The sequence below is a fragment of the Mycolicibacterium pyrenivorans genome, assembly GCF_025821625.1.
GTDB lineage: Bacteria > Actinomycetota > Actinomycetes > Mycobacteriales > Mycobacteriaceae > Mycobacterium > Mycobacterium pyrenivorans.
Map to the genome: position 1 here is coordinate 18,849 of NZ_JACKSH010000020.1, position 24,790 is coordinate 43,638.

The following is a 24,790-nucleotide window of genomic DNA, read 5'->3' on the forward strand; positions in this document are numbered from 1 at the left end:
ACGTAGCGTCGGGCCGTCGCCTGCCCCATGCATCGACACCTAGCTCGATCCTCGCCGATTTCCCCGACCCCACGAGACTGCCGATCACCACATGTTCGAGACCGTGACCCCCCGCGCCCGGGCCGTCAACCCGTGGCATGCGTTGTGGGCGTTGCTCGTCGGCTTCTTCATGATCCTGGTCGACGCCACGATCGTGGCCGTCGCCAACCCGGCGATCATGACGAGCCTGGGCGCCGACTACGACGCGGTGATCTGGGTGACCAGCGCCTACCTGCTGGCGTACGCGGTGCCGCTGCTGGTGGCAGGCGGCCTGGGAGACAGGTACGGGCCGAAGAACGTCTACCTGCTCGGCCTCGCCGTCTTCACGGCGGCGTCGTTGTGGTGCGGTCTGGCCGACAGCATCGGCACGCTGGTCGCCGCCCGGGTCGTCCAGGGCGTCGGTGCGGCGCTGCTCACGCCGCAGACGCTGTCGGTGATCACCCGAACCTTCCCGGCGCATCGCCGCGGCGTCGCGATGAGCGTCTGGGGCGCCACCGCGGGAGTGGCCACCCTCGTCGGGCCACTGGCCGGTGGGGTTCTGGTGGAACACCTGGGCTGGCAGTGGATCTTCATCGTCAACGTGCCCGTCGGCATCATCGGGCTTGTGTTGGCCGTCTGGTTGGTGCCGGTGCTGCCCACGCAGAAACACGGGTTCGACACGCCCGGGGTGATTCTGTCGGGCGTCGGCATGTTCCTGATCGTCTTCGCGCTGCAGGAGGGCCAGTCCCGCGACTGGGCGCCGTGGATCTGGGCGTCCATCGCGATCGGCGTCGCGGTCATGGCCGCGTTTCTCTACTGGCAGTCGATCAACCCCGGCGAGCCGCTGATCCCGCTGCTCATCTTCCGCGATCGCGACTTCTCCATGTCGAACCTCGGGGTGGCGACCATCGGCTTCGTCGCCACCGCGATGATCCTGCCGCTGATGTTCTATGCCCAGGCGGTCTGCGGGATGACGCCGACGCAGGCCGCCCTGCTGACCGCTCCGATGGCTGTGGTCACCGGGGTGCTCGCGCCGCTTGTCGGCCGGATCGTCGACCGGGCCCATCCGCGGTCGGTGGTCGGGTTCGGCTTCTCGGTGATGGCGATCGGGCTGACCTGGCTGTCGATCGAGATGACGCCGACAACTCCGGTCTGGCGCCTGGTCCTCCCGCTGACGGCGATGGGGGTGGGCATGGCGTTCATCTGGTCGCCGCTGGCCGCCACCGCGACCAGGAACCTGCCTCCGCAACTGGCCGGGGCGGGCTCCGGGGTGTACAACACGAACCGTCAGGTGGGGTCGGTGCTCGGCAGCGCGGGCATGGCCGCGTTCATGGCGTCGCGGTTGTCGGCCGAAATGCCGGGCGCGGCCGACGCGACGCCGCGGACCGACGGATCGGTCTCCCGGCTGCCGGATTTCCTGCACGCGCCGTTCGCCGCGGCGATGTCGCAGGCGATGTTGCTGCCGGCGTTCATCGCGCTGCTCGGGGTGATCGCCGCGCTGTTTCTGCTGGGGTTCGCCACGACCAGGGCGTATCCGCATCGGGCGGATGCCGCCGATCACGCCGGCGACGTGCCCCAGGAGTGGGACGACGGCCCGTTCCTCGACGACGACGAGTACGTCGAGTACGTCGTGCACCGGGACGAAACCGTCGGCACCGACGACAAAGTCGACACCGTCGACACCGACGTCCTCGGCCCGGTGCGAGAGGCCCCGGCAACGTCGGTGCCGGAACCTGCTGTGCCGCAACAGGAATGGCGCAGCATCCTCGATCAGCTGCTGGCGGAAGCGGCACCGCGGGAATCGAAGCGGGCACCGCATAACGGGTTCCACGTCGACGGCGACGCACCGCCTCCGCCGGGCGGACCCGTCGCCGGTCACCGTGACACCCCGGCGCGCGGCAGGCACGCGCGGGATTCGGACGACTGACTAACCGGCGAGCTTGGCCTTGACCTGCGCCCCGCTCGGGTTCGTCAGCGTCGACCCGTCGGCGAACCTCAGCGTCGGCACGGTCTGATTTCCGCCGTTGGCCGACGCCACGAAGTCGGCGGCGGCCGGGTCGGTCTCGATGTCGACCTCGGCGAAGGCGATGCCCTCGTTCTTGAGGACCTTCTTCAGACGGACGCAGTAGCCACACCATGTGGTGGTGTACATGGTCACCGCAGCGGTTTGATCAGCGCTCATAAGGCCTTCAACGTAGTCGACGCCGGAGTCATGCCCGCGTCGCGGGCCGCGATTGTCGGGCCGCGCTGACATGATGGTCGGCATGTCCCCAACAGCCTCGCGTGACCGGCTGCTGGGCGATCTCGACGAGGAGCAGCGCGAGGCGGTCCTCGCGGCCCGCGGACCGGTCTGTGTGCTGGCCGGCGCCGGGACCGGGAAGACCCGCACCATCACCCGTCGGATCGCCCATCTGGTGAGCGCAGGCCACGTCGTCGCCTCCCAGGTGCTGGCCGTGACGTTCACCCAACGCGCGGCGGGCGAGATGCGCGGCCGGTTGCGTGCCCTCAGCAGCGACGAGGCCGAGACGTCCCTGGAAACGGTGCAGGCGATGACGTTCCACGCCGCGGCGCGCCGCCAGCTGGCCTACTTCTGGCCCCGCGTGGTGGGCAACACCGAGTGGCAGCTGCTGGACACCAAGTTCTCGATCGTCGCTCAGGCCGCCAACCGCCGCGGGTTGCCCACCAGCACCGACGACGTGCGCGACCTGGCCGGCGAGATCGAATGGGCCAAGGGCTCTCTGATCAGCCCGGAGGACTACGCGGCGACCGTCGCCCGGGCGGGACGCGACATCCCGTTCGACGCGGCCAAGATCGCCGCGGTGTACGAGGCCTACGAGGGGCTCAAGGCCCGCCACGACGGCAGGGCGCTTCTCGATTTCGACGACCTGCTGCTGCACACCGCCGCAGCGATCGAGAACGACGCCACGGTGGCCCAGGAGTTCCGCGACCGCTACCGCTGCTTCGTCGTCGACGAGTATCAGGACGTCACCCCGTTGCAGCAGCGGGTGCTGGACGCCTGGCTGGGCAGCCGCGACGACCTCACCGTCGTGGGGGACGCCAACCAGACCATCTACTCGTTCACCGGCGCCTCACCGCGCTACCTGCTCGACTTCTCCCGGCGCTTCCCCGAGGCGGCGGTCGTGCGGCTGGAGCGCGACTACCGCTCCACGCCGCAGGTGGTGTCGCTGGCCAACCGGGTCATCGCCGCCGCACGTGGCCGGATGGCGGGCAGCAGGCTGCACCTGGTGGGCCAGCGTCCACCCGGTCCCGAGCCGACGTTCAGCGAGTACCCCGACGAGGTCGCCGAGGCGACCGCGGTGGCGCGCGGCGTCAAGAGGTTGCTCGAATCCGGTACTGCCGCTTCCGAGATCGCGGTGCTCTACCGCATCAACGCCCAGTCGGAGGCCTACGAAGAGGCGCTCACCGAGGTCGGCGTCCCGTTCCAGGTGCGCGGCGGGGAGGGCTTCTTCAGCCGCCAGGAGATCCGGCAGGCCCTGCTGGCATTGCAGCGCGCCGCTGAACGGGACGCCGCGAACGCCGACGGTGCACTGCCGGAGATCGTGCGCGCCGTCCTTGAGCCGCTGGGACTGACGGCCGAGCCGCCGACGGGCACCCGGGTGCGGGAGCGCTGGGAGGCGCTTGCCGCGTTGGCCGAACTCGTCGACGAAGAAGTGGCGCAGCGTCCGCACCTCGACCTGCGCGCCCTGGTCACCGAGTTGCGCCAGCGCGCCGACGCCCGCCACCCCCCGGTGGTGCAGGGCGTCACGCTGGCGTCGCTGCACGCCGCCAAGGGCCTGGAGTGGGACGCGGTGTTCCTCGTCGGGCTCGCCGACGGCACCCTGCCGATCTCCCACGCACTGTCCCACGGCCCCGACAGCGAGCCGGTGGAAGAGGAGCGTCGGCTGCTGTACGTCGGAATCACAAGGGCGCGAGTGCATTTGGCGCTCAGCTGGGCGTTGGCCCGGGCTCCCGGTGGGCGGCAGGGCCGGCGCCCGTCGCGCTTCCTCAACGGCATCGCGCCGCAGTCGCAACGCGTCAGCGCAGCGGGGGGCCCGAGCAAGCCGCGTAAAGCCCGCGGCCCGGCCCCGCGCTGCCGGGTCTGCAACGCGGCGCTGACGTCGCCGGCGGCGATCATGCTGCGCCGCTGCGAAGACTGCCCGTCCGATCTTGACGAACAACTCCTCGGCGAACTCAAGGACTGGCGGCTACGCATCTCCAAGGAGATGAGCGTGCCGGCCTACGTGGTGTTCACCGACAACACCTTGATTGCGATCGCGGAGGCGCTGCCGACCGACGACGCGGCACTGGTCGCCATCCCCGGCATCGGCGCCCGCAAGCTCGAACAGTTCGGTCCGGATGTGCTCGCGATGGTCAAAGGCCGCCAAACTTCGTAAAAATCGTGCCATACCCGCAGCTCAGAAAATCGGTTGAGGGTTTCGGCTGCTACCGTCTAACCTCAGAACACACAGACGAAGGCCATGTGCGAAAGGAGGGTGCCACGATCATGGAAAGCAATTTCTACTTCACCGGCGTAAGCGTTGCCGGCATGTCGCGGACCCTCCATGCCCCCATCGGGGCGCACCCCGCCGCCGCCATTCCCGCCACCGCCGCCATTGCGGCGCCGCGTAAGCGCCGCGCCGCAACCGGCACGACTGCCGCGTCCGTGAATCGGGGCTCCATCTAGCAGAGCCCACGAAACGCCTGAAGGCCACGGACCCGCAATCACCCGGATCCGTGGCCAGATTCGTTTCGGAATCCTTTTCGAACCGAACACCTGGTCGCAGATCCATCCAAGACAGATGGCCGAAGTTGACAACGACGTTTTCAAGACGACCAGGAAGCAGAGGACCGGACATGTCTTCCCTGACATGTGAGAGAACGAAGCTGGCGGTGCCGTGTCGTGATGGGGACAACCCGGACCTGTGGTTCGCGGAGGACCCGCGCGATCTCGAGCAGGCCAAGGCGCTGTGCGCGGACTGCCCGATCCGGCGCGAGTGCCTGATCGCGGCACTGGAACGCCAGGAGCCGTGGGGCGTGTGGGGCGGTGAGATCCTCGACCGGGGCACCGTCATCGCCCGCAAGCGACCGCGCGGGCGGCCGCGCAAAGACACGAAAGACCGTGTGGCCGCGTGATTCTCAGCCGGCTCCGGCGCGCTACACCGCGTCGGGGTTGGCGAATCCCGGCACCGTCTCCTCGGCGATGCGCCGGGTGTCGACGTGCGCGTCGAGCTGGCAGGAGATCGCGACGATCGACGCGATGACCCGCATCGGTATCGCCAGCTTCGGCGGGATGTCCATCTGGCGGGCGGCCTTGATCTGGCTGGCCGCCTTGTCGAGTTCCAGCGACGTCATCTTCTGCAGCCACTTGCGGGTGTAGTGGAACACCGGGACCTGCAGGGGTTCGACGTACTGCTTGAGCATGTCGTCGATCTCGCGGATCGACACCTGCTGACCCTTCTGGATGAACCCGACCTTCTCCATGGTGGGCAGCAGCTTTTCGTAGTTCTTGTCCACGCCGTAGCGCAGCAGCTGCCCCAGCTCGACGGGCCAGCCGCCGGGCATCGGCGCCACCGCGCCGAAATCGATGACGCCCATCCGGTTTCCGGTCATCAGCATGAAGTTGCCGGGGTGAGCGTCACCGTGGACCATCTCGAGGCGCGTCGGCGCGTCGTCACAGAACTCGAACATCCGGGTGGCCATCAGATCGCGCTGCTCCTGGGTGCCTTCCCGGATGATCTGCGACAGCGGAACGCCGTCGATCCATTCCTGGATGACGACCTTCGGGGCGCTGGCGACCACCCGCGGCACCACGAAATTCGGGTCGCCCTCATAGGCCTTGGCGAACGCGCGCTGATTGTCGGCCTCGAGCCGGTAGTCGAGCTCCATCTCGGTGCGCTCGATCAGCTCGTTGACGACACCCTGGACGTCCGCGCCGGGGGAGAGCTGCTTGAGCACGCCGACCATCCGCTGCATCGTCTTGAGGTCCGCGCGCAGCGCCTCGTCGGCGCCGGGGTACTGGATCTTGACCGCGACCTCGCGGCCGTCGGCCCAGACGGCCTTGTGTACCTGGCCGATGCTTGCCGAGGCGATCGCGGTGTCGTCGAACGACTGGAACCGTTCGCGCCATTTGGTGCCCAGTTGCCCGTCGAGCACCCGGTGCACCTTGGCCGCTGGCAGCGGCGGGGCTTCACGCTGGAGCTTGGTGAGCGCCTCCCGGTAGGGCTTGCCGTACTGCTCGGGGATCGCGGCTTCCATGACCGAGAGCGCCTGCCCGACTTTCATCGCGCCGCCCTTGAGTTCACCGAGCACCGTGAACAACTGCTGGGCGGCCTTGTCCATCAGTTCGGCATTGACGTCGTCCTTGGACTTGCCGGTCAGACGCTTGCCGAAGCCCAGCGCGGCTCGTCCGGCCATGCCCACAGGCAGCGACGCCAGCTTTGCGTTGCGCGCAGCGCGCCCCCGCTTGATGTCACTCACCAGTCCATCATCCATGACTGGATGGCGCTCCGACCAACTGGTTGGAAACGCGCGATGTCACAATGCGCGCTCAGCACGTGCAGTCGGGGTGTCGCGGCCACCTGCGGGCCGTGATCGAGCCGGTGGCGACATCGAATTCGAGGGTGGTGTTCATCGTGACGGGAGGAGACGGTCGTGCGGCGCCATCGTCGGGGCCGGAGTCGTCGGTCACCGCGCGCACCACGTGGTCGACCTCGTTGAGCGCCAGCGCGGCGGTGGCGAGGACGGTCGCCCTGTCGGCGGTGCCCACGGTCTGACACAGCTGCGCGGCTACCGCCGGCCACGCGGCATCGCGGTCGCTGCGGTGCAGGTCAGCGCAGCGCAGGCAGCTCGTAACGCCGGGGATCACCAGTGGGCCGACCAGGCCGGCCCCGTCACGCACCCGCACCGGCAGGTGCGGCACCCCGGCGTCGTGCAGTTCACGCACCACCCGCGGGTCGGCGACCAGGTAGTCGGTCAGCACGGTGAGGTCGGCACCGCCGGTGCATGCATGGGTCCTGCTGCTGTGGCTGACCCGCACGCCGGAGCGGTGCAGCGACGCGGTCAGCAGGTCGGTCAACGGGCCGATGCCGTGGATGCGGATCGACGCCGCACGGGTGCGTCGGGGTGCCTGACCGGTGACGACGCCGGACTCGACCAGGCGGGTGACCAGCGCCGCGACCCCGGAGGCGTCGGCGCCGTGACCGCTCGCGACCGCTTCGAGTTCGGCGATCGTCGCAGTGGACTGCAGGGCGCGCAGCACGTCGGCGAGGGCGGCTGCGGGCAGGCCCGGTGGCGGATGCACGACGACCGCACGGCGCGGATCCCAACCCACCTGGATCGTCTCGTCGGGTCGGCGAAGCACCGGCCGCGACGGGCTGAGGGCATATCGGGTCATGGATCGACACTGGCACGCGACAGCGGCCCCGAGCCGAGTTATCCACAGGCCCCGCTACTGCTTCGGGCCCGCGGTTCCGTCGTCTCCGGTCTCAGGGTCGACGATGCCGCGCTCGACGTGGTCCCACTCGATGTCCGCGATGGCCTGCTCGATGGCGCTGTAAATACCGTTGGTGTCTCCGCCGACCATCCGGTCGATGAACCCCGCGGGCTCGTCCAGGTCCGACGCGCTCGGCAACAGGTCGGGATGCTGCCAGACCGCGTCCCGCGCGTCGGCGCCGACAGCCTGGGTGAGCCGCTCCCACAGCGCCGCGGCCTCCCGCATCTTGCGGGGCCGCAGTTCCAGTCCCACCAGGGTGGCGAACGTCTGCTCGGCCGGACCGCCGGTGGCACGCCGCCGGCGCAGCATCTCGCTGAGCGCAGGCGTGCCCGGGATGCGGTCGCCCAGGGCGTCGGAGACGACGGTCTGCACCCAGCCCTCGATCAGGGCCAGCATCGTCTCCAGCCGTTCCAGCGCAACGGTCTGTTCAGGGGTGGCCTTCGGTTCGAAGATGCCCTGATTGAGCAGCTGCTCCATCTCGGTCGGGTCGGTCAACGACGCGGGGTTGAATCCGCGCGCGAACTCCTCGATGCCGCTCATGTCGATCTTGGTGCCCTTGGCGAAGGCTTCCACGGTGCTGAGCAGCTGGCTGGACAGCCACGGCACATGGCTGAACAACCGGTGGTGCGCGGCCTCGCGGGCGGCGAGGAAGGTGACGACCTCGCTGCGCGGATGCTCGAGGCCCTCCGCGAGCGCCTCGACCGCCTCGGGCATCAGCGCCGCGACCCCCTTGGGTCCCAGCGGCAGCCCGATGTCGGTGGAGGTCAACACCTCTCGGGACAGCTTGCCCAACGCCTGACCCAGCTGCGAGCCGAACGCCATGCCGCCCATCTGCGACATCATCGACAGCAGCGGGCCCGCCATCGCCTTGGCTTCCTCGGGCAGCGCCGAGGCCCACATCGTCGAGATCTGCTCGGCGACCGGATCGCACAGTCGCTTCCAGGTGTCCAGCGTGTTGTCGATCCACTCGGTCGGTGTCCACGCCACCGTCCTGGTGGTTCCGGCGGGCAGCGGGGTCGCCCCGTCCAGCCAGGTCTCGGCCAGGCGCACCGCGTCGGAGATGGCGGTGCGGGTCTGGTCGGGCACCGGGGCGACGAAACCGATGGAACTCGACGCGAGCTGGCGGGCCAGGTCGTAGTTGACGGGCCCGGACGTCGACCCGCCTGCGGTCGGGTTGCCCGCCCCGCTGAACATCTCACCGAGCTTGCTGAAGATCTGACCCAGCTGCGACATGTCGAACTCGCCGCCGCCTCCGAACGCACCCCCGAAGGGGTCGCCACCGGAGCCGGGGTCTTTGCGTTTGTCGCGCTCGGGGTCGTCCCCGGCGGAGAAGCCAAAAGGCGGGTCAGCCATGTCCTCAACCGTACTCACCGTGCCGCCGTCGTGCGGCGATGCGGGTCACGCTGTCAGTGAACCGCTCGTGCCGCCACACGACCGCGGCATCGTGTGCGCGGAACCGTGATGTCGCAACCTCTACTGTGGGCGGCGTGAACAGGAGGATTTCGACCCTGATCGTCGCGCTGGTGCCGGTCCTGGCGTTCGGCATACTGCTGACGTTGGTGGCGGTGCCCTACGTGGCGCTGGGCCCCGGCCCGACGTTCGACACGCTCGGTGAGATCGACGGCGAGCAGGTCGTGGACATCGAGGGCGCCGACCTTCACCCCACCACCGGGCATCTCAACATGACTACGGTGTCGCAGCGCGACGGTCTGACGCTGGGGCAGGCGCTGGTGTTCTGGGCCTCGGGGCGGGACCAATTGATACCGCGCGACCTCGTGTACCCGCCCGACAAGTCGAAGGAAGAGATCGACGAGGCGAACACCACGGACTTCCGGCAGTCCGAGGACAGCGCCGAGTATGCCGCGCTGCACTACCTGAAGTACCCGATGGCCGTCACCGTGGAGAGCGTCGACCCCGACGGTCCGTCCGACGGCAAGCTGCAGCCCGGCGACGCCATCGACGGCGTCGACAACAAGCCGGTGGCCAACCTCGAGCAGTTCCAGGAGATCCTCAAGGGCACCAAACCGGGGGACACGCTCGTCGTCGACTACCGGCGCAAGAACGCCCCGCTCGGGACCGCCGAGATCACGCTGGGCAAGCACCCCAAAGGTGACCAGGGCCTGCTCGGGGTCGGTGTACTCGACGCGCCGTGGGCGCCGTTCACCGTCGACTTCAACCTGGCCAACGTGGGCGGACCGTCCGCGGGGCTGATGTTCAGCCTCGCCGTCGTGGACAAGCTGACCACCGGCGACCTGAACGGGTCGAAGTTCGTGGCCGGATCCGGCACCATCACCGGCGACGGGAAGGTCGGCTCGATCGGCGGCATCACCCACAAGATCGTGTCGGCCAAGGACGCAGGAGCCACCGTGTTCCTGGTACCGGCCGACAACTGCGCCGAGGCCAAGACCGCGGACGAGGACGGCATCGAACTTCTCGAGGTGCACACGCTCGAAGGGGCGATCGACTCGCTGCGAACCCTTTCCGCTGGTGGCGAACCTCCCCGCTGCTGACGCGGCGGCTTCTGGTGGGTGCGTAGAGTTAGGGCACCTGAGCAACTGCTGGGAATGTTCGAGACTGGAGTGATCGAGTGGGGATGCGTCCCGCGGCGAGAATGCCGAAACTGACACGACGAAGCCGGGTTCTGATCGGGGTTGCCCTCGCCGCGGTGCTGTTGCTGCTCATCGGGCCCCGCTTCATCGACACCTACGTCAGCTGGCTGTGGTTCGGCGAGCTCGGCTACCGGTCGGTGTTCACGACCCAGATCGTCACGCGGCTGGTGATCTTCTTCGTCGTCGCGATCCTCATCGGGGCCGTCGTGTTCGCTGCGATGGCCCTTGCGTATCGCACCAGGCCGGTGTTCGTGCCGACGGCCGGTCCCAACGATCCCATCGCGGGCTACCGCACCGCGGTGATGGCGCGGCTGCGCCTGGTGGGCATCGGGGTGCCGGCGTTCATCGGCGTGCTGTCGGGCTTCGTGGCGCAGAGCTACTGGGACCGGGTGCAGTTGTTCCTGCACGGTGGCAGCTTCGGCGTCACCGATCCGCAGTTCGGTATCGATCTCGGTTTCTACGCCTTCGATCTGCCGTTTTACCGGCTGGTGTTGTCGTACCTGTTCGTCGCGACCTTCCTGGCCTTCATCGTGAACCTGCTGGGCCATTACCTGTTCGGCGGCATCCGGCTGTCGGGTCGCGCCGGTGCGCTCAGCCGTGCGGCCCGCATCCAACTGATCACGATGGTCGGCATCCTGATGCTGCTCAAGGCGGTCGCCTACTGGTTCGACCGCTACGAGCTGCTCAGCCACACCCGCGGCGGGAAGCCGTTCACCGGCGCCGGCTACACCGACATCAACGCGGTGCTGCCCGCCAAACTGATCCTGCTGGCCATCGCGGTCATCTGTGCCGCCGCGGTCTTCTCCGCGATCTTCCTTCGCGATCTGCGGATTCCCGCCATCGGCGTGGTCCTGCTGCTGCTGTCGTCGCTGATCGTCGGCGCCGGCTGGCCGTTGGTCGTCGAGCAGATCAGCGTCCGGCCCAACGCCGCGCAGAAGGAAAGCGAGTACATCAGCCGCAGCATCGCCGCGACCCGGCAGGCCTACGGCCTCACCGACGAGACGGTGACCTACCGCAACTACGCGGGCAACGCCCCCGCGACCGCGCAGCAGGTGGCCGCGGACCGGGCGACGACTTCGAACATCCGGGTGCTCGACCCGAACATCGTCAGCCCGGCGTTCACGCAGTTCCAGCAGGGCAAGAACTTCTACTACTTCCCCGATCAGCTGAACATGGACCGCTACCCCGACGAGGACGGCAACCTGCGTGACTTCGTGGTGGCCGTGCGGGAGCTGAACCCGGACCGGTTGATCGACAACCAGCGTGACTGGATCAACCGGCACACCGTGTTCACCCACGGCAACGGGTTCATCGCCTCGCCGGCCAACACGGTGCGCGGGGTGGCCAACGACCCCAACCAGAACGGCGGCTACCCGGAGTTCCTGGCCAGCGTCGTCGGCGCCAACGGCGAGGTGGTCTCACCCGGGCCTGCGCCGCTGGCCCAGCCGCGCATCTACTACGGCCCGGTCATCGCCAACACGCCCGCCGACTACGCGATCGTCGGCGAGAACGGCGCACCGCGCGAATACGACTACGAAACCAACACCGACACAAGGAATTACACCTACACCGGTTCCGGCGGTGTGCCGATCGGCAACTGGATCTCCCGCAGCGTGTTCGCTGCGAAGTACGCCGAGCGTAACTTCCTGTTCTCCAACGTGATCGGCGAGGACAGCAAGATCCTGTTCAACCGGGATCCCGCGGAGCGGGTAAAGGCGGTGGCGCCGTGGCTGACGACGGACACCGCGATGTACCCGGCGATCGTCAACGAGCGGATCGTCTGGATCGTCGACGGCTACACCACGCTGGACAACTACCCCTATTCGGAGTTGATGTCGCTGTCGGCGGCGACCACCGACTCCAACGAGGTGGCACTGAACCGTCTGCAGCCCGACAAGCAGGTGTCCTACATCCGCAACTCGGTCAAGGCCACCGTCGACGCCTATGACGGCACCGTGTCGCTGTACGCCCAGGACGAGCAGGACCCGGTGCTGCAGGCGTGGATGAAGGTCTTCCCCGACACCGTGAAGCCGAAGGGCGACATCACCCCGGAGTTGCAGGAGCACCTGCGCTACCCCGAGGACCTGTTCAAGGTGCAGCGCGCGCTGCTGGCCAAGTACCACGTCGACGACCCCGTGACGTTCTTCTCGACGTCCGACTTCTGGGACGTGCCGCTCGACCCGAACCCGACGGCCAGCAGCTACCAGCCGCCGTACTACATCGTCGCCAAAGACCTTGCGCTGGAGGACCGTTCGTCGTCATTCCAGCTGACCAGTGCGATGAACCGGTTCCGACGGGACTTCCTCGCGGCCTACATCAGCGCCAGCTCGGACCCCGAGACGTACGGCAGGATCACCGTGCTGACGATCCCGGGTCAGGTGAACGGACCCAAGCTGGCGTTCAACGCGATCAGCACCGACACCGCGGTCAGCCAGGACCTCGGCGTCATCGGCCGCGACAACCAGAACCGGATCCGCTGGGGCAACCTGTTGACGTTGCCGATCGCCGAGGGTGGGTTGCTCTACGTCGCCCCGGTGTTCGCGTCCCCGGGCGCCAGTGACGCGGCATCGTCGTACCCCCGCCTGATCCGGGTCGCGATGATGTACAACGACAAGATCGGGTACGGGCCGACCGTGCGCGACGCGTTGACCGACCTGTTCGGACCCGGTGCCGACGCCACCGCCACCGGGCCGGAACCCACCGGCGCGCCCGCCGGACAGCCGCCCACGGCGCGCCCGCCGGGCAACCAGCAGCAGGCGGCGACACCGCCCGCGAACCGGCCGGGTCAGAACGCCGAGGCGCAGCCTGAGGTGCCGACGGCGGTTCCGCCCGCGGGTCCGACCCAGTTGTCGGGAGCGAAATCCGCGGCGTTGCAAGATGTCAACGCCGCCCTCGACGCCCTGCAGGAAGCGCAGCGCAGCGGTGACTTCGCACAGTACGGCGAAGCGCTGCAACGTCTCGACGATGCCGTGAGCGAGTACCAGTCGACCGAATAGCCACATCCGCCGATGCGTTATCGGTTGCCGGGCCGCTGCAGGTGGTCTCGGCGGCTGAGGCTCTTTCCTGAATCGCGGGGCCATTGCTCTGGGCCACGCCGCGGAGGACGATGGAGTGGTCCGGCGGCGCCGCTGGGACGCTGCCGCGGACCATGGAGGCAGAGCATGTACGCACGCAGTTCCACCATTCATGCACGGTCCTCGGCGATCGACGCCGGGATCACCTACATCCACGACAAGGTGTGGCCCGGGTTGTCAGGCCTCGACGGCTACGTCGGGTTGTCATTGCTCGTGGACCGCCAGAGCGGGCGCTGCATCGCGACCACGGCCTGGCAGTCCGAGGAGGCGATGAGGGCCAGCCGCACGGTGACCGCCGGGTACCGGGATCACACTGCGGAGATCCTCGGCGGCAGCCCCACCGTCGACGAGTGGGAGATCGCCGCACTGCACCGCGACCACCGCTCGGCCCCTGGGGCGTGCGTACGGGTGACGTGGGCCCGGGTCGAGCCCGAACTGGCCGACCGCGCCGTCGACGGCTACCGCCTCGCCACCATTCCCGCGCTGGAGGAACTCGACGGATTCTGCAGCGCCAGCCTTCTGGTCGACCGCGACTCCGGCTTCGGGGTCGCGTCGGTGACCTTCGACAGCGCCGAGGCGATGAGGCACAGCCGGATCGCCACGGATGCGATCAAGGCCGCGACGATCCGCGACAGCGGTGCCGAGATCCTCGACGAATGCGAGTTCGACCTGGTGCTGGCACACCTGCGGGTGCCCGAGATGGTCTGACGTCTCAGGGGGCGAGCGGGTCCGCTTGGGTTGTCCGTGGAGCCGCGGCCAAGCGGTCGCCAGGACGGTGAGCGATGCTATGCATCGCACACCGAGGCTGCGGTGCCCGCGGCCTCGGTGTGGCGCGTCAGCGCGACGGCGGGCGCATTCGGAATCACCAGACCCATCGCGGCGAGGATCGCCCACACCGGCACGATGAACCCGACCAGCCCGCCGACCCGGGCACTCGCCAGCGCCACGAACACCGCGCCGGACACCGATGCCGCGACCAGCGCCCACACCATGATCTGCTGGGGGGCGAACCGGCGGAGCAGCACCACATTGCACTGCGTGGTGCCGATCAGCGCGACGGCGCCCGCCCCGAACACGAGCGCGAAGGCCGTCTGGTCAAGCCCGAAGCGACCCTGCAGTACGAAGGCCGCACCGGAGATGTAGGCGAACAGACCGGACATGCCCAACCCGGCGACCAGGACGAGGATCACGAACCGGACGTCGCGCAGCAGTTCCAGGTAGGTCGCTCCGATACCGCGTAGCTTCAGCGGCCGCCGGTGGTCGGCGGGTAACGTCTCGGGCAGCGCGAGGACCGCCATCAGCAGCAGCGCCCCGGCCACGACGACGAGTGCGGCGAAAACCCAATGCCAGGATCCGTGCAGCAGCACGGCCGCCCCGAGCGACGGTGCCAGCACCGGCGCCACGCCGAGTACCAGCATCAGCCGCGACATCACCGTGGCTGCGACGTTGTCCTTGTACAGATCACCGACGACGGCGATCGCGACGACCATGCCGGCGGCCGCCCCGACGCCCTGCAACCCGCGGGCGATGCCGAGAACGGCGATGTTCGGGGCGAACATGCACAGCAGTGACGCGAGCATGTGCAGCACGATCCCGGCGAACAGCGGTTTACGCCGGCCGAGGGAGTCCGACAGCGGGCCGATGACCAGCTGGCCCAGACCCAGACCGGCGAGCGTGCCGGTCAGCGTCAGCTGGGCGACGGATGAGGTCACCGACAGCTCGTCGGCGATCTTCGGCAACGCAGGCAGGTACATGTCGATGGTGAGCGGGCCGAGCGCCACCAGGAGTCCGAGGACGAAGATCATCCTGGTTCGGCTCGGCGGCTGAGCCGCAAGTCAGACCCCGGCGGCTGAGCCGCCAAGTCAGACTTCGGTTGCTTCCCATCCACGTCCACGGATACTGCCATGGAATTGGTTAGCGTCGCTTTCCAATTATTTCTTCCCCGAATCACCAACAGTGACCGCGATCACGTTCGGGGACGGTATGTACGCCGCCGTTCGTTTGACACGCGTTAGCCTGAGAGCATCCGCCGAAGGCGGTCCGGAAGTCGATTCGACAGAATCGCACAGGGAGGGGCCACCGAATGAGTGCCCGATCACGCGCCAAGAAGCAAGTGCCCGCCGTCAAAGACGAGGATCCGGGCACGCTGGCCAAGGTGCTCTCCCAGATCATCGAACGCGGCGCACGCGTCCAGGCTCCGGCCGTCAAGGCGTACGTCGAACGGCTGCGCGAGCACAACGCCGGGGCGAGCCCCGCCGACATCGTCGAGAAGCTGGACAAGCACTACATGGCCGCGGTGATGGCCAGCGGCGCAGCCGTCGGATCCGCCGCGGCGTTCCCCGGTATCGGCACGCTGGTCGCCATGTCCGCCGTCGCGGGCGAGACCGTGGTGTTCCTCGAGGCGACGGCCGTGTACGTGCTCGCGGTGGCCGAGGTGCACGGTATCCCGGCCGAACACCGCGAGCGGCGCCGCGCCCTGGTGCTGGCGGTGCTCGTCGGCGACGACGGCAGGCAGGCCGTGACCGACCTCGTCGGCCCCGGACGGACCAGCGGGGCGTGGCTGGCCGACGGCGCCGCATCACTGCCGCTGCCCGCGGTGTCACAACTGAACTCCCGGCTGCTGCGCTACTTCGTCAAGCGCTACACCCTCAAGCGCGGCGCCATCGCGTTCGGCAAACTCCTGCCGGTCGGCATCGGGGCGGTTGTCGGCGGGGTGGGAAATCGGATGATGGGCAAGAAGATCGTCGCCCACGCCCACGCGGCGTTCGGCACTCCGCCGGCGCGCTGGCCGTCGCCGCTGCATCTGTTGCCCGCGCCGCGCCCCTGATCACGGCCGGACGGCCGCTGACCGACGCAACCGCGCCGTTCGGCTCTTCTTTTCTGCGACCGCAATGACCATAACCACGTTGCATGGTCCGGCCGATGTCGAAAGCGCTAGCCTTTATAGGGCAGAAGAGCGGGTGACCGCACACCGGGGTTGAATTGGGTGGCCGGCTGCCGCTCGGCGCCGGCACGAAGCGAAGAATTGAGGCGGAGAGCAGCCGTGAGTTCACCTTCACCATTCGGTCAGAACGAGTGGTTGGTCGAAGAGATGTACCGCAAGTTCCGCGAGGATCCCTCGTCGGTCGATCCCAGCTGGCACGAGTTCCTCGTCGACTACTCCCCCGAACCCACCAACGAATTCACCCCGAGAGGTAACGGAAAACGCGCCGCCACCCCGACGACGCCACCCGAACCCGCACCGGCGCCACCGCCGAAGCCCGCCAGCAGCAACGGCGCCGCCAAGACGAAGGACGCCGAATCCGGCGGCGCGGCGGCCAAGGCCGACAAGCCTGCCGCGACGGCGCCGGCCCCCGAGAAGTCGGAGAAGGCCCCGGAGAAGAAGCCTGAGGCCAAGCCCGAGGCGCCCGCCAAGAGCAAGCCCGCCACCCCGGTCGCCGAGGATGCCGAAACCCAGGTGCTGCGCGGCGCCGCGGCTGCCGTGGTGAAGAACATGTCGGCGTCGCTGGACGTGCCGACGGCGACCAGCGTGCGCGCCATCCCGGCCAAGGCGATGATCGACAACCGGATCGTCATCAACAACCATCTCAAGCGCACCCGCGGCGGCAAGATCTCGTTCACCCATCTGCTCGGTTACGCGCTCGTGCAAGCGGTCAAGAAGTTCCCGAACATGAACCGCCACTTCGCCGTGGTGGACGGCAAGCCGAATACCGTCACGCCCGCCCACACCAACCTGGGCCTGGCCATCGACCTCCAGGGCAAGGACGGCAAGCGCCAGCTCGTCGTCGCGGCGATCAAGAACTGCGAGACGATGCGCTTCGGTCAGTTCATCGCCGCCTACGAGGACATCATCCGCCGTGCCCGCGACGGCAAGCTGACCGCCGAAGACTTTGGCGGCGTGACGATTTCGTTGACCAACCCGGGCACCATCGGCACGGTGCACTCGGTGCCGCGGCTGATGCAGGGGCAGGGCGCGATCATCGGTGTCGGCGCCATGGAATACCCGGCGCATTTCCAGGGCGCCAGCGACGAGCGCATCTCCGAGCTCGGTGTCGGCAAGCTCATCACGCTGACGTCGACCTACGACCACCGCATCATCCAGGGCGCGGAGTCGGGCGACTTCCTGCGCACCATCCACCAACTGCTGCTCGATGACGAGTTCTACGACGAGATCTTCCGCGAACTCGGAATCCCCTACGAACCTGTGCGCTGGCGCATCGACAACCCGGATTCCATCGAGGACAAGAACGCGCGCGTCATCGAGCTCATCGCCGCCTACCGCAACCGCGGTCACCTGATGGCCGACATCGATCCGCTGCGGTTGGACAGCACCCGCTTCCGCAGTCACCCCGATCTCGACGTGCTCACCCACGGCCTGACGCTGTGGGACCTGGATCGCGAGTTCAAGGTCAACGGCTTCGCCGGCAAGACCCACAAGAAGCTGCGCGACGTCCTGGGCCTGTTGCGTGACGCGTACTGCCGGCACGTCGGCGTGGAGTACACGCACATCCTCGAACCCGAGCAGCAGAAATGGCTGCAGGAGCGCATCGAGATCAAACACGAGAAGCCGACAGTCGCCGAGCAGAAGTACATCCTGAGCAAGCTCAACGCGGCCGAGGCGTTCGAGACCTTCCTGCAGACCAAATACGTTGGGCAGAAACGGTTCTCGCTCGAAGGTGCCGAGACCGTCATCCCGATGATGGACGCCGCGATCGATCAGGCGGCCGAACACGGCCTCGACGAGGTCGTCATCGGGATGCCGCACCGCGGTCGGCTCAACGTGCTGGCCAACATCGTCGGCAAGCCGTACAGCCAGATCTTCACCGAGTTCGAGGGCAACCTGAACCCGTCGCAGGCGCACGGGTCGGGCGACGTCAAGTACCACCTCGGCGCGACCGGGACGTACATCCAGATGTTCGGCGACAACGACATCGACGTGTCGCTCGTCGCCAACCCCAGCCACCTCGAGGCGGTGGACCCGGTGCTCGAGGGTCTGGTCCGCGCCAAGCAGGACCTGCTCGACAAGGGCAATGGACCCGACGGGTTCACCGTCGTGCCGATGATGCTGCACGGCGACGCCGCGTTCGCCGGTCAGGGTGTGGTCGCCGAGACGCTGAACCTCGCGCTGCTGCGCGGATACCGCACCGGCGGGACCATCCACATCATCGTCAACAACCAGATCGGGTTCACCACCTCGCCGGGCGACTCGCGCTCCTCGGAGTACTGCACCGACGTCGCGAAGATGATCGGCGCGCCGATCTTCCACGTCAACGGCGACGACCCCGAGGCCGCGGTGTGGGTCGCCAAGCTGGCGATGGACTTCCGGCAGAAGTTCAAGAAGGACGTCATCATCGACATGCTCTGCTACCGGCGGCGGGGCCACAACGAGGGCGACGACCCGTCGATGACGCAGCCCAACATGTACGACGTCATCGACACCAAGCGGGGCGTGCGCAAGACCTACACCGAGGCGCTGATCGGCCGCGGCGACATCTCGATGAAGGAAGCCGAGGACGCCCTGCGCGACTATCAGGGCCAGCTCGAGCGGGTCTTCAACGAGGTGCGCGAGCTGGAGAAGCACGCGATCGAACCCAGCCACTCGGTGGAGTCCGACCAGATGGTGCCCGCCGGGATGAGCACCGCCGTGGACAAGTCGCTGCTGGCCCGCATCGGTGACGCACACCTGGCCTTCGGCGAGGACTTCAACGTCCACCCCCGCGTCAAACCCGTGCTCGAGAAACGCCGGGAGATGGCCTACGAGGGCAAGGTCGACTGGGCGTTCGGCGAGCTGCTGGCGCTGGGATCCTTCCTGGCCGAGGGCAAGACCATCCGGTTCACCGGCCAGGACACCCGCCGCGGCACGTTCACGCAGCGCCACTCGGTGATCATCGACCGCAAGACGGGCAAGGAATTCACGCCGCTGGACCTGCTGACCGTCGACTCCGACGGCAACCCGACCGGCGGCAAGTTCATGGTCTACGACTCCGCGCTGTCGGAGTTCGCGGCGGTGGGGTTCGAGTACGGATACTCGGTCGGCAACCCGAACGCGCTGGTGCTGTGGGAGGCGCAGTTCGGCGACTTCGTCAACGGGGCACAGTCGATCATCGACGAGTTCATCAGCTCCGGAGAGGCCAAGTGGGGGCAGCTGTCGGACGTGGTGCTGCTGCTGCCGCACGGCCACGAGGGCCAGGGTCCCGACCACACCTCGGGCCGCATCGAACGGTTCCTGCTGCTGTGGGCCGAGGGGTCGATGACGATCGCGATGCCGTCGACGCCGGCGAACTACTTCCACCTGCTGCGCCGTCACGGCCTCGACGGGATCCACCGGCCGCTGATCGTCTTCACGCCGAAGTCGATGCTGCGCAACAAGGCAGCAGTCAGCGACATCCGGGACTTCACCGAGATGAAGTTCCGGTCGGTGCTCGAGGAGCCCACCTACACCGACGGCGACGGGGACCGCAGCAAGGTCACGCGGGTGCTGCTGACCAGCGGCAAGCTGTACTACGAGCTGGCTGCCCGCAAGAACAAGGAGCAGCGCGACGACGTCGCGATCATCCGGCTCGAGCAACTGGCTCCGCTGCCGAAGCGGCGGCTGGCCGAGACGCTGGACCGCTATCCCAAGGCCACCGAGTACCGCTGGGTGCAGGAGGAGCCGGCCAACCAGGGGGCGTGGCCGACGCTGGGCCTGACGCTGCCCGAGGTGTTGCCCGAGAAGCTGGACGGTATCAAGCGCATCTCGCGTCGGGCGATGTCGGCGCCGTCGTCGGGTTCGTCGAAGGTGCACGCGGTCGAGCAGCAGGAGATCATCGACGAGGCGTTCGGCTGATTCCCCGCGAGCGGGGCCCGGTCAGAAGAACGAGAACGGCTGCCCGTCGGTCAGCGCCCCGACCGCGCGCGGACACAGGATCTGGATCGCCAAGCCGGTGAACATCGTCGCGGGCCCGAGCGGCCGGCCGAGTTCGTCGGCGACGCGCGCGGCGACGTTGGCCACGCCTTGTCCGGGTTCGGCGAGCATCGGACACACGGACTCACCCACCCGCACCGCGGTGGCCGGATCGATGTCACCGAGCCGGTAGTGGTCGAGGGCCCCGAGGAACACGTCGATTCCGGTGTCCGCCTGCGCGGGCGCCGCGGACATCGTCGCCGCGACAACCGCTGCCACCGCAACGGCCGGGTACATGAACTTCATGACCTGACTGTCGTCCCCGGGTCCCGCAGTATTACGCGGCGAGGGTACCGAACCCGCCCTGACATACACGGGACCCCGGGTACCCGTTAGCCTCGACACGGGTTCAACCGACATGAGGAGTGGATATGCAGGGCTTCGCCGGAAAGGTGGCCGTCGTGACCGGCGCCGGCTCGGGCATCGGTCAGGCGCTGGCCGTCGAGCTGGGACGCTCCGGCGCCCACGTGGCGATCAGCGACATCGACACCGAGGGGCTGGCCGTCACCGAGGAGCGCCTCAAGGCCATCGGCGCCCAGGTCAAGACCGACCGCCTCAACGTCACCGAGCGGGAAGCCTTCCAGCTGTACGCCGACGGGGTCGCCGGGCACTTCGGCAAGGTCAACCAGATCTACAACAACGCAGGCATCGCGTTCACCGGCGACGTCGAGGTCTCCCAGTACAAGGACATCGAACGGGTGATGGATGTCGACTTCTGGGGCGTCGTCAACGGCACCAAGTCGTTTCTCCCGCACCTGATCGCCTCCGGGGACGGCCACGTGGTGAACGTCTCCAGTGTCTTCGGGTTGTTCGCGGTGCCCGGCCAGGCCGCCTACAACGCGGCGAAGTTCGCGGTCCGCGGCTTCACCGAGGCCCTGCGCCAGGAGATGGCGCTGGCCGATCACACGGTGAAGGTCACCTGTGTGCATCCCGGCGGCATCAAGACCGCGATCGCTCGCAACGCCTCCGCAGCCGAAGGCCTGGACGCCGAGGAACTCGCCAAGACCTTCGACAAGAAGCTCGCCAGCACCACGCCGGAGAAGGCCGCCAAGATCATCCTCGACGGGGTCCGCAAGAACAAGGCCAGGGTGTTGGTGGGCAACGACGCCAAGGTGTTCGACATCGTGATCCGCGCCGTCGGGGCGCACTATCAGTCGCTGTTCCCGAAGGCCGTCGCGAAGCTGACTCCGCCGGCGCACTGAGCGCGCCGGCCGCAGCGGTTAGTTGCCGACGCCGAGCGGGTGGGCGTCGAGCCACTGTCCGGCCACCAGGCCCGGGTCGGTGCCCTCGGCGACCTCACGACGCATGTCGGCCAGCGATCCGGTGTCGAGCACCCCGGCGACCTCGTTGAGCGCGAGCACCTGGGACTCGGTCAGCTCGTTGCGCCGGTACAGCGGCACCAGGTTCTCGGCGCGGATCAGCGAGGTCCTGTCCGACAGCACCACCACCTCCGACGGCACATCCGGAGCCGCTGTCGTCGTCCACGCCACGTCGATCTCGCCGGCGCGCAGCGACGCGAACATCGTTGCATCGTCCGGGAATTCACGCGCCGCGGGCAGCGTGCAGGTTCCGATCCGCGACGGCGGCGCGGTGCCGTCGACCGCACCGACCGCGACGTCTCCGCACCGTCGCAGCAGGGCTGTCACGTCCGCGGCGTCCCAGCTGTCGGCCGTCTTCTCGGTGATTGCGACCGCGGGTTTGTCCTCCGCTGAGGTGGTGTAATCACCCGCGGCGACACCCTCGGGCAACACCGACAACAACCGGCGATACACCTGCACATCGGATCTCGCCGGCGTGTCCGGATCGAACCGCTGCAGAAGTCGACCGGTGAAACCCGGTGCGACCCGCGTCTCGCCCGAGTCGAGACGACCGAGCGGATCCTCTTCCGTCGTCACATGGGCGGGGTTGCCGTAGAACCGCAGCGCGGCCGCATACAGGTGGGCCACCAATTGAGACTCGGGCTCGGCGGTCGCCCCGACCGGGATCGACGGCGCGGGATCCTGCCCGCCGCAACCCGCGACGACCAGCGCGGCGACCAGCACGGATGCCAGGCGCCTCGCGAAACGGGCGCGACTCAGCCGACTGAATCCTCGGACGCTGCGGCGACCGCGGCGGCCACCGCGGGACCCACCCGCGGGTCCAGCGCGCTCGGCACGATGTAGTCGACCGAGAGGTCGTCGCCGACCACGGAGAAGATCGCCTCGGCCGCGGCGACCTTCATCTTCTCGGTGATGCGACGTGCGCCGGCGTCCAGCGCCCCGCGGAACACCCCGGGGAATGCCAGCACGTTGTTGATCTGGTTCGGGAAGTCGCTGCGGCCGGTGGCCACCACCGCCGCGTACTTGCGGGCCAGGTCGGGATGGATCTCGGGGTCGGGGTTGGACATCGCGAACACGATGCCTCCCGGCGCCATCGTCGCGATCAACTCCTCCGGGACCAGGCCGGCCGAGACACCCATGAACACGTCTGCACCGGCCAGCGCTTCGGCGAGCCCGCCGGTCAGCCCGCGCGGGTTGGTCCTGGTGGCCAACTCGGCCTTGAACTCGTTGAGGTCGTCGCGCCCCACACCGACGATGCCCTTGCTGTCGAGTACCGTGATGTCGCCGACGCCCGCGGCCAGCAGGATGTTCGCGCAGGCTATGCCGGCGGCGCCGGCGCCGGAGATGACGATCTTGAGCGCGCGCATGTCGCGCTCGAGCGCCTTGCTGGCGCCGAGCAGCGCGGCGAGCACGACGATCGCGGTGCCGTGCTGGTCGTCGTGCATGACCGGGCAGTCCAGCGCCTCGATGACGCGGCGCTCGATCTCGAAGCAGCGGGGCGCCGAGATGTCCTCGAGGTTGACCGCGCCGAACGTCGGGCGCAGCCGGATGATCGTCTCGACGATCTCGTCGGTGTCCTTGGTGTCGAGCACGATCGGGATCGAGTCCAGTCCGCCGAACGTCTTGAAGAGCGCGCTCTTGCCCTCCATCACCGGCAGCGACGCCGCGGGCCCGATGTCGCCGAGGCCGAGGACGGCGGTGCCGTCGCTGATCACCGCCACCAGGCGGTTGGCCCACGTGTACCGCTTCGCCAGGGTGGCGTCGCCGGCGATCGCACGGCTGACCTGCGCCACCCCGGGCGTGTACGCGATCGACAAGGCCCGCTGGGTGTCCAGTGGCGACTTGAGCTCGACCGAGAGCTTGCCGCCCTCATGGGCTTCGAAGATCTCGCTGTTCTCGATGACAACCTGGGCTGTGGGCGCCACTGACGAGCGCTCACGCGAGGAATCAACAACACTGTCCGCCACGCCGCCAATCTATCCGACCGGCGAAACTCACAGCGATGGGTTCCCCCTTGGTGAGGAATCCGCACCGGGCCAGGCGCGTACGATCCCTGCTACCGATCGGCTGACCCGATCGACCAGCTCGTCCGGAGGGAGGGCCGCAGATGCCGTCTTTTCGCGCACTGCCGCCGTCGCGGTTGCGTCACGGCGGCCCGGACGCCAAGAGCATTCACGTTCCGGTCGCCCGGGCGATGGTCGACTGCGGCGTCTACTGCGACGGAACCCGACTGCCGGGTAAGTACACCCACGCCGCGGCCCTGAACAAGGTGCACGAGATCGAGGCCGACGGCAGGGACGCGTTCGTCTGGGTCGGACTGCACGAACCCGACGAGCACCAGATGCAGACCGTCGCCGAGGTGTTCGGCCTGCACACGCTCGCCGTCGAGGACGCCGTGCACGCCCACCAGCGACCCAAGCTCGAGCGCTACGGCAGCACGCTGTTCCTGGTGCTCAAGACCGTGAAATACGTCGACCACGAGTCGATGGCCAACGCCCGCGAGATCGTGGAGACCGGCGAGGTCATGATCTTCGTCGGACCCGACTTCGTCGTCACCGTGCGGCACGGCGAGCACGGCGGGCTGGCCGGGATACGCAAACGCCTCGAGGCCACGCCGTCGACGCTTCGACTCGGCCCGTACTCGGTGATGCACGCGATCGCCGACAACGTGGTGGACAACTATCTCGACGTCACCGATCTCATCGAAACCGACATCGACGGCATCGAGGAGGACATCTTCTCGCCGCTGTCGCACACCAACATGGAGGCGATATACCTCCTCAAGCGCGAGGTCGTGGAACTGCGCCGCGCCGTGAGCCCGCTGGCGACCGACCTCGAGCGCATCGGCACCGACCATGCCGACCTCGTCAACATCGAGATCCGCACGTACATGCGCGATGTGCTCGATCACACCATCAAGGCCGCGGACCGCATCGCCAGCTTCGACGAACTGCTCAGCTCCCTGGTGCAGGCCGCGCTCGGCAAGGTCGCGATGCAGCAGAACGTCGACATGCGCAAGATCTCCGCGTGGGTCGCCATCGCCGCGGTGCCCACCGCGTTGGCCGGCATCTACGGGATGAACTTCGACCACATGCCCGAATTGCAGTGGGCGTGGGGCTACCCCGCCGTGCTGCTGCTGATGGTCACCGTGTGCGCGCTGTTGTACCGGACATTCCGGCACAACAACTGGCTCTGACTTTCCGCCGGAATTGCATTCCAGCAGGCCCGCTCTCGCGCTTTTCCTGCTAATCCGAAAATAGAGGTGAGGTGCGCTGGGTGTGGGCGCGTCGGTGTTGCCGTGGGTGCCACGGCGGGTTTGGTGTGTTCGCGGGTCA

General features: G+C 68.1%; 18 protein-coding genes and 1 pseudogene. 11 read left to right on the top strand and 8 right to left on the bottom strand.

Annotated features, from left to right (window positions below):
• Positions 1-91 precede the first annotated feature (91 nt).
• Complete coding sequence (locus tag H7I57_RS02400; protein WP_264021671.1) at positions 92-1,945, top strand: MFS transporter; 1,854 nt, start codon at positions 92-94, stop codon at positions 1,943-1,945.
• On the opposite strand, the gene H7I57_RS02405 is transcribed toward H7I57_RS02400, so the two are convergent.
• A complete protein-coding gene (locus H7I57_RS02405; protein WP_264021672.1) occupies positions 1,946-2,200 on the bottom strand; it encodes a mycoredoxin in 255 nt (84 codons plus the stop codon). It abuts the gene before it with no gap.
• A gap of 70 nt (positions 2,201-2,270) precedes the next feature.
• Between H7I57_RS02405 and H7I57_RS02410 the strand changes: the two genes are divergently transcribed.
• From H7I57_RS02410 to H7I57_RS02420, 3 genes are all read left to right on the top strand, one after another.
• Positions 2,271-4,412: an ATP-dependent DNA helicase UvrD2 gene (locus H7I57_RS02410; RefSeq protein WP_275080805.1), complete on the top strand. Its 2,142-nt coding sequence runs from the start codon at positions 2,271-2,273 to the stop codon at positions 4,410-4,412.
• A gap of 110 nt (positions 4,413-4,522) precedes the next feature.
• Positions 4,523-4,702, top strand: a complete 180-nt coding sequence (locus tag H7I57_RS02415; protein WP_264021674.1) for a hypothetical protein — start codon at positions 4,523-4,525, stop codon at positions 4,700-4,702.
• A gap of 170 nt (positions 4,703-4,872) precedes the next feature.
• Positions 4,873-5,151 carry a WhiB family transcriptional regulator gene (locus H7I57_RS02420; protein ID WP_264021675.1) on the top strand — a complete coding sequence of 93 codons (279 nt, stop codon included), beginning with the start codon at positions 4,873-4,875 and terminating at the stop codon, positions 5,149-5,151.
• 21 nt (positions 5,152-5,172) lie between these two features.
• On the opposite strand, the gene H7I57_RS02425 is transcribed toward H7I57_RS02420, so the two are convergent.
• From H7I57_RS02425 to H7I57_RS02435, 3 genes are read right to left on the bottom strand one after another with little or no spacing between them, the layout of a single operon-like run.
• Positions 5,173-6,510: a macrolide-binding ATPase MABP-1 gene (locus H7I57_RS02425; protein ID WP_264021676.1), complete on the bottom strand. Its 1,338-nt coding sequence runs from the start codon at positions 6,508-6,510 to the stop codon at positions 5,173-5,175.
• Between the two features lie 55 nt (positions 6,511-6,565).
• Entirely contained in the window at positions 6,566-7,411 is an 846-nt protein-coding gene (locus H7I57_RS02430; protein ID WP_264021677.1) for a bacteriocin biosynthesis cyclodehydratase domain-containing protein, read from the bottom strand.
• Positions 7,412-7,465: 54 nt separating this feature from the next.
• Positions 7,466-8,863: a zinc-dependent metalloprotease gene (locus H7I57_RS02435; RefSeq protein ID WP_264021678.1), complete on the bottom strand. Its 1,398-nt coding sequence runs from the start codon at positions 8,861-8,863 to the stop codon at positions 7,466-7,468.
• A 134-nt stretch (positions 8,864-8,997) separates the two neighbouring features.
• Between H7I57_RS02435 and H7I57_RS02440 the strand changes: the two genes are divergently transcribed.
• The 3 genes from H7I57_RS02440 to H7I57_RS02450 all read left to right on the top strand — a co-directional run bounded on the left by H7I57_RS02440 (position 8,998) and on the right by H7I57_RS02450 (position 13,901).
• Entirely contained in the window at positions 8,998-10,020 is a 1,023-nt protein-coding gene (locus H7I57_RS02440; protein ID WP_264021679.1) for a YlbL family protein, read from the top strand.
• 77 nt (positions 10,021-10,097) lie between these two features.
• Positions 10,098-13,115: a UPF0182 family protein gene (locus H7I57_RS02445; protein WP_264021680.1), complete on the top strand. Its 3,018-nt coding sequence runs from the start codon at positions 10,098-10,100 to the stop codon at positions 13,113-13,115.
• A gap of 165 nt (positions 13,116-13,280) precedes the next feature.
• Complete coding sequence (locus H7I57_RS02450; protein WP_264021682.1) at positions 13,281-13,901, top strand: hypothetical protein; 621 nt, start codon at positions 13,281-13,283, stop codon at positions 13,899-13,901.
• Between the two features lie 80 nt (positions 13,902-13,981).
• On the opposite strand, the pseudogene H7I57_RS02455 reads toward H7I57_RS02450, so the two are convergent.
• Positions 13,982-14,998, bottom strand: a pseudogene (locus H7I57_RS02455) (multidrug effflux MFS transporter); the annotation flags it as partial.
• A gap of 278 nt (positions 14,999-15,276) precedes the next feature.
• Between H7I57_RS02455 and H7I57_RS02460 the strand changes: the two are divergent.
• Complete coding sequence (locus H7I57_RS02460; RefSeq protein ID WP_264021686.1) at positions 15,277-16,020, top strand: hypothetical protein; 744 nt, start codon at positions 15,277-15,279, stop codon at positions 16,018-16,020.
• A gap of 264 nt (positions 16,021-16,284) precedes the next feature.
• Complete coding sequence (locus H7I57_RS02465; RefSeq protein WP_372510105.1) at positions 16,285-20,019, top strand: multifunctional oxoglutarate decarboxylase/oxoglutarate dehydrogenase thiamine pyrophosphate-binding subunit/dihydrolipoyllysine-residue succinyltransferase subunit; 3,735 nt, start codon at positions 16,285-16,287, stop codon at positions 20,017-20,019.
• A gap of 21 nt (positions 20,020-20,040) precedes the next feature.
• On the opposite strand, the gene H7I57_RS02470 is transcribed toward H7I57_RS02465, so the two are convergent.
• Positions 20,041-20,382 carry a DUF732 domain-containing protein gene (locus tag H7I57_RS02470; RefSeq protein WP_264021690.1) on the bottom strand — a complete coding sequence of 114 codons (342 nt, stop codon included), beginning with the start codon at positions 20,380-20,382 and terminating at the stop codon, positions 20,041-20,043.
• 125 nt (positions 20,383-20,507) lie between these two features.
• Between H7I57_RS02470 and H7I57_RS02475 the strand changes: the two genes are divergently transcribed.
• Positions 20,508-21,338, top strand: coding sequence for an SDR family NAD(P)-dependent oxidoreductase (locus tag H7I57_RS02475; protein ID WP_264021691.1), 831 nt, complete (start codon positions 20,508-20,510; stop codon positions 21,336-21,338).
• An 18-nt stretch (positions 21,339-21,356) separates the two neighbouring features.
• On the opposite strand, the gene H7I57_RS02480 is transcribed toward H7I57_RS02475, so the two are convergent.
• Entirely contained in the window at positions 21,357-22,187 is an 831-nt protein-coding gene (locus H7I57_RS02480; protein ID WP_264021696.1) for a glycine betaine ABC transporter substrate-binding protein, read from the bottom strand.
• 23 nt (positions 22,188-22,210) lie between these two features.
• Entirely contained in the window at positions 22,211-23,422 is a 1,212-nt protein-coding gene (locus H7I57_RS02485) for an NAD(P)-dependent malic enzyme (protein WP_372510102.1), read from the bottom strand.
• A gap of 140 nt (positions 23,423-23,562) precedes the next feature.
• Between H7I57_RS02485 and corA the strand changes: the two genes are divergently transcribed.
• Positions 23,563-24,651 carry a magnesium/cobalt transporter CorA gene (gene corA, locus H7I57_RS02490; RefSeq protein WP_264021692.1) on the top strand — a complete coding sequence of 363 codons (1,089 nt, stop codon included), beginning with the start codon at positions 23,563-23,565 and terminating at the stop codon, positions 24,649-24,651.
• The last annotated feature ends 139 nt before the right edge of the window (positions 24,652-24,790 follow it).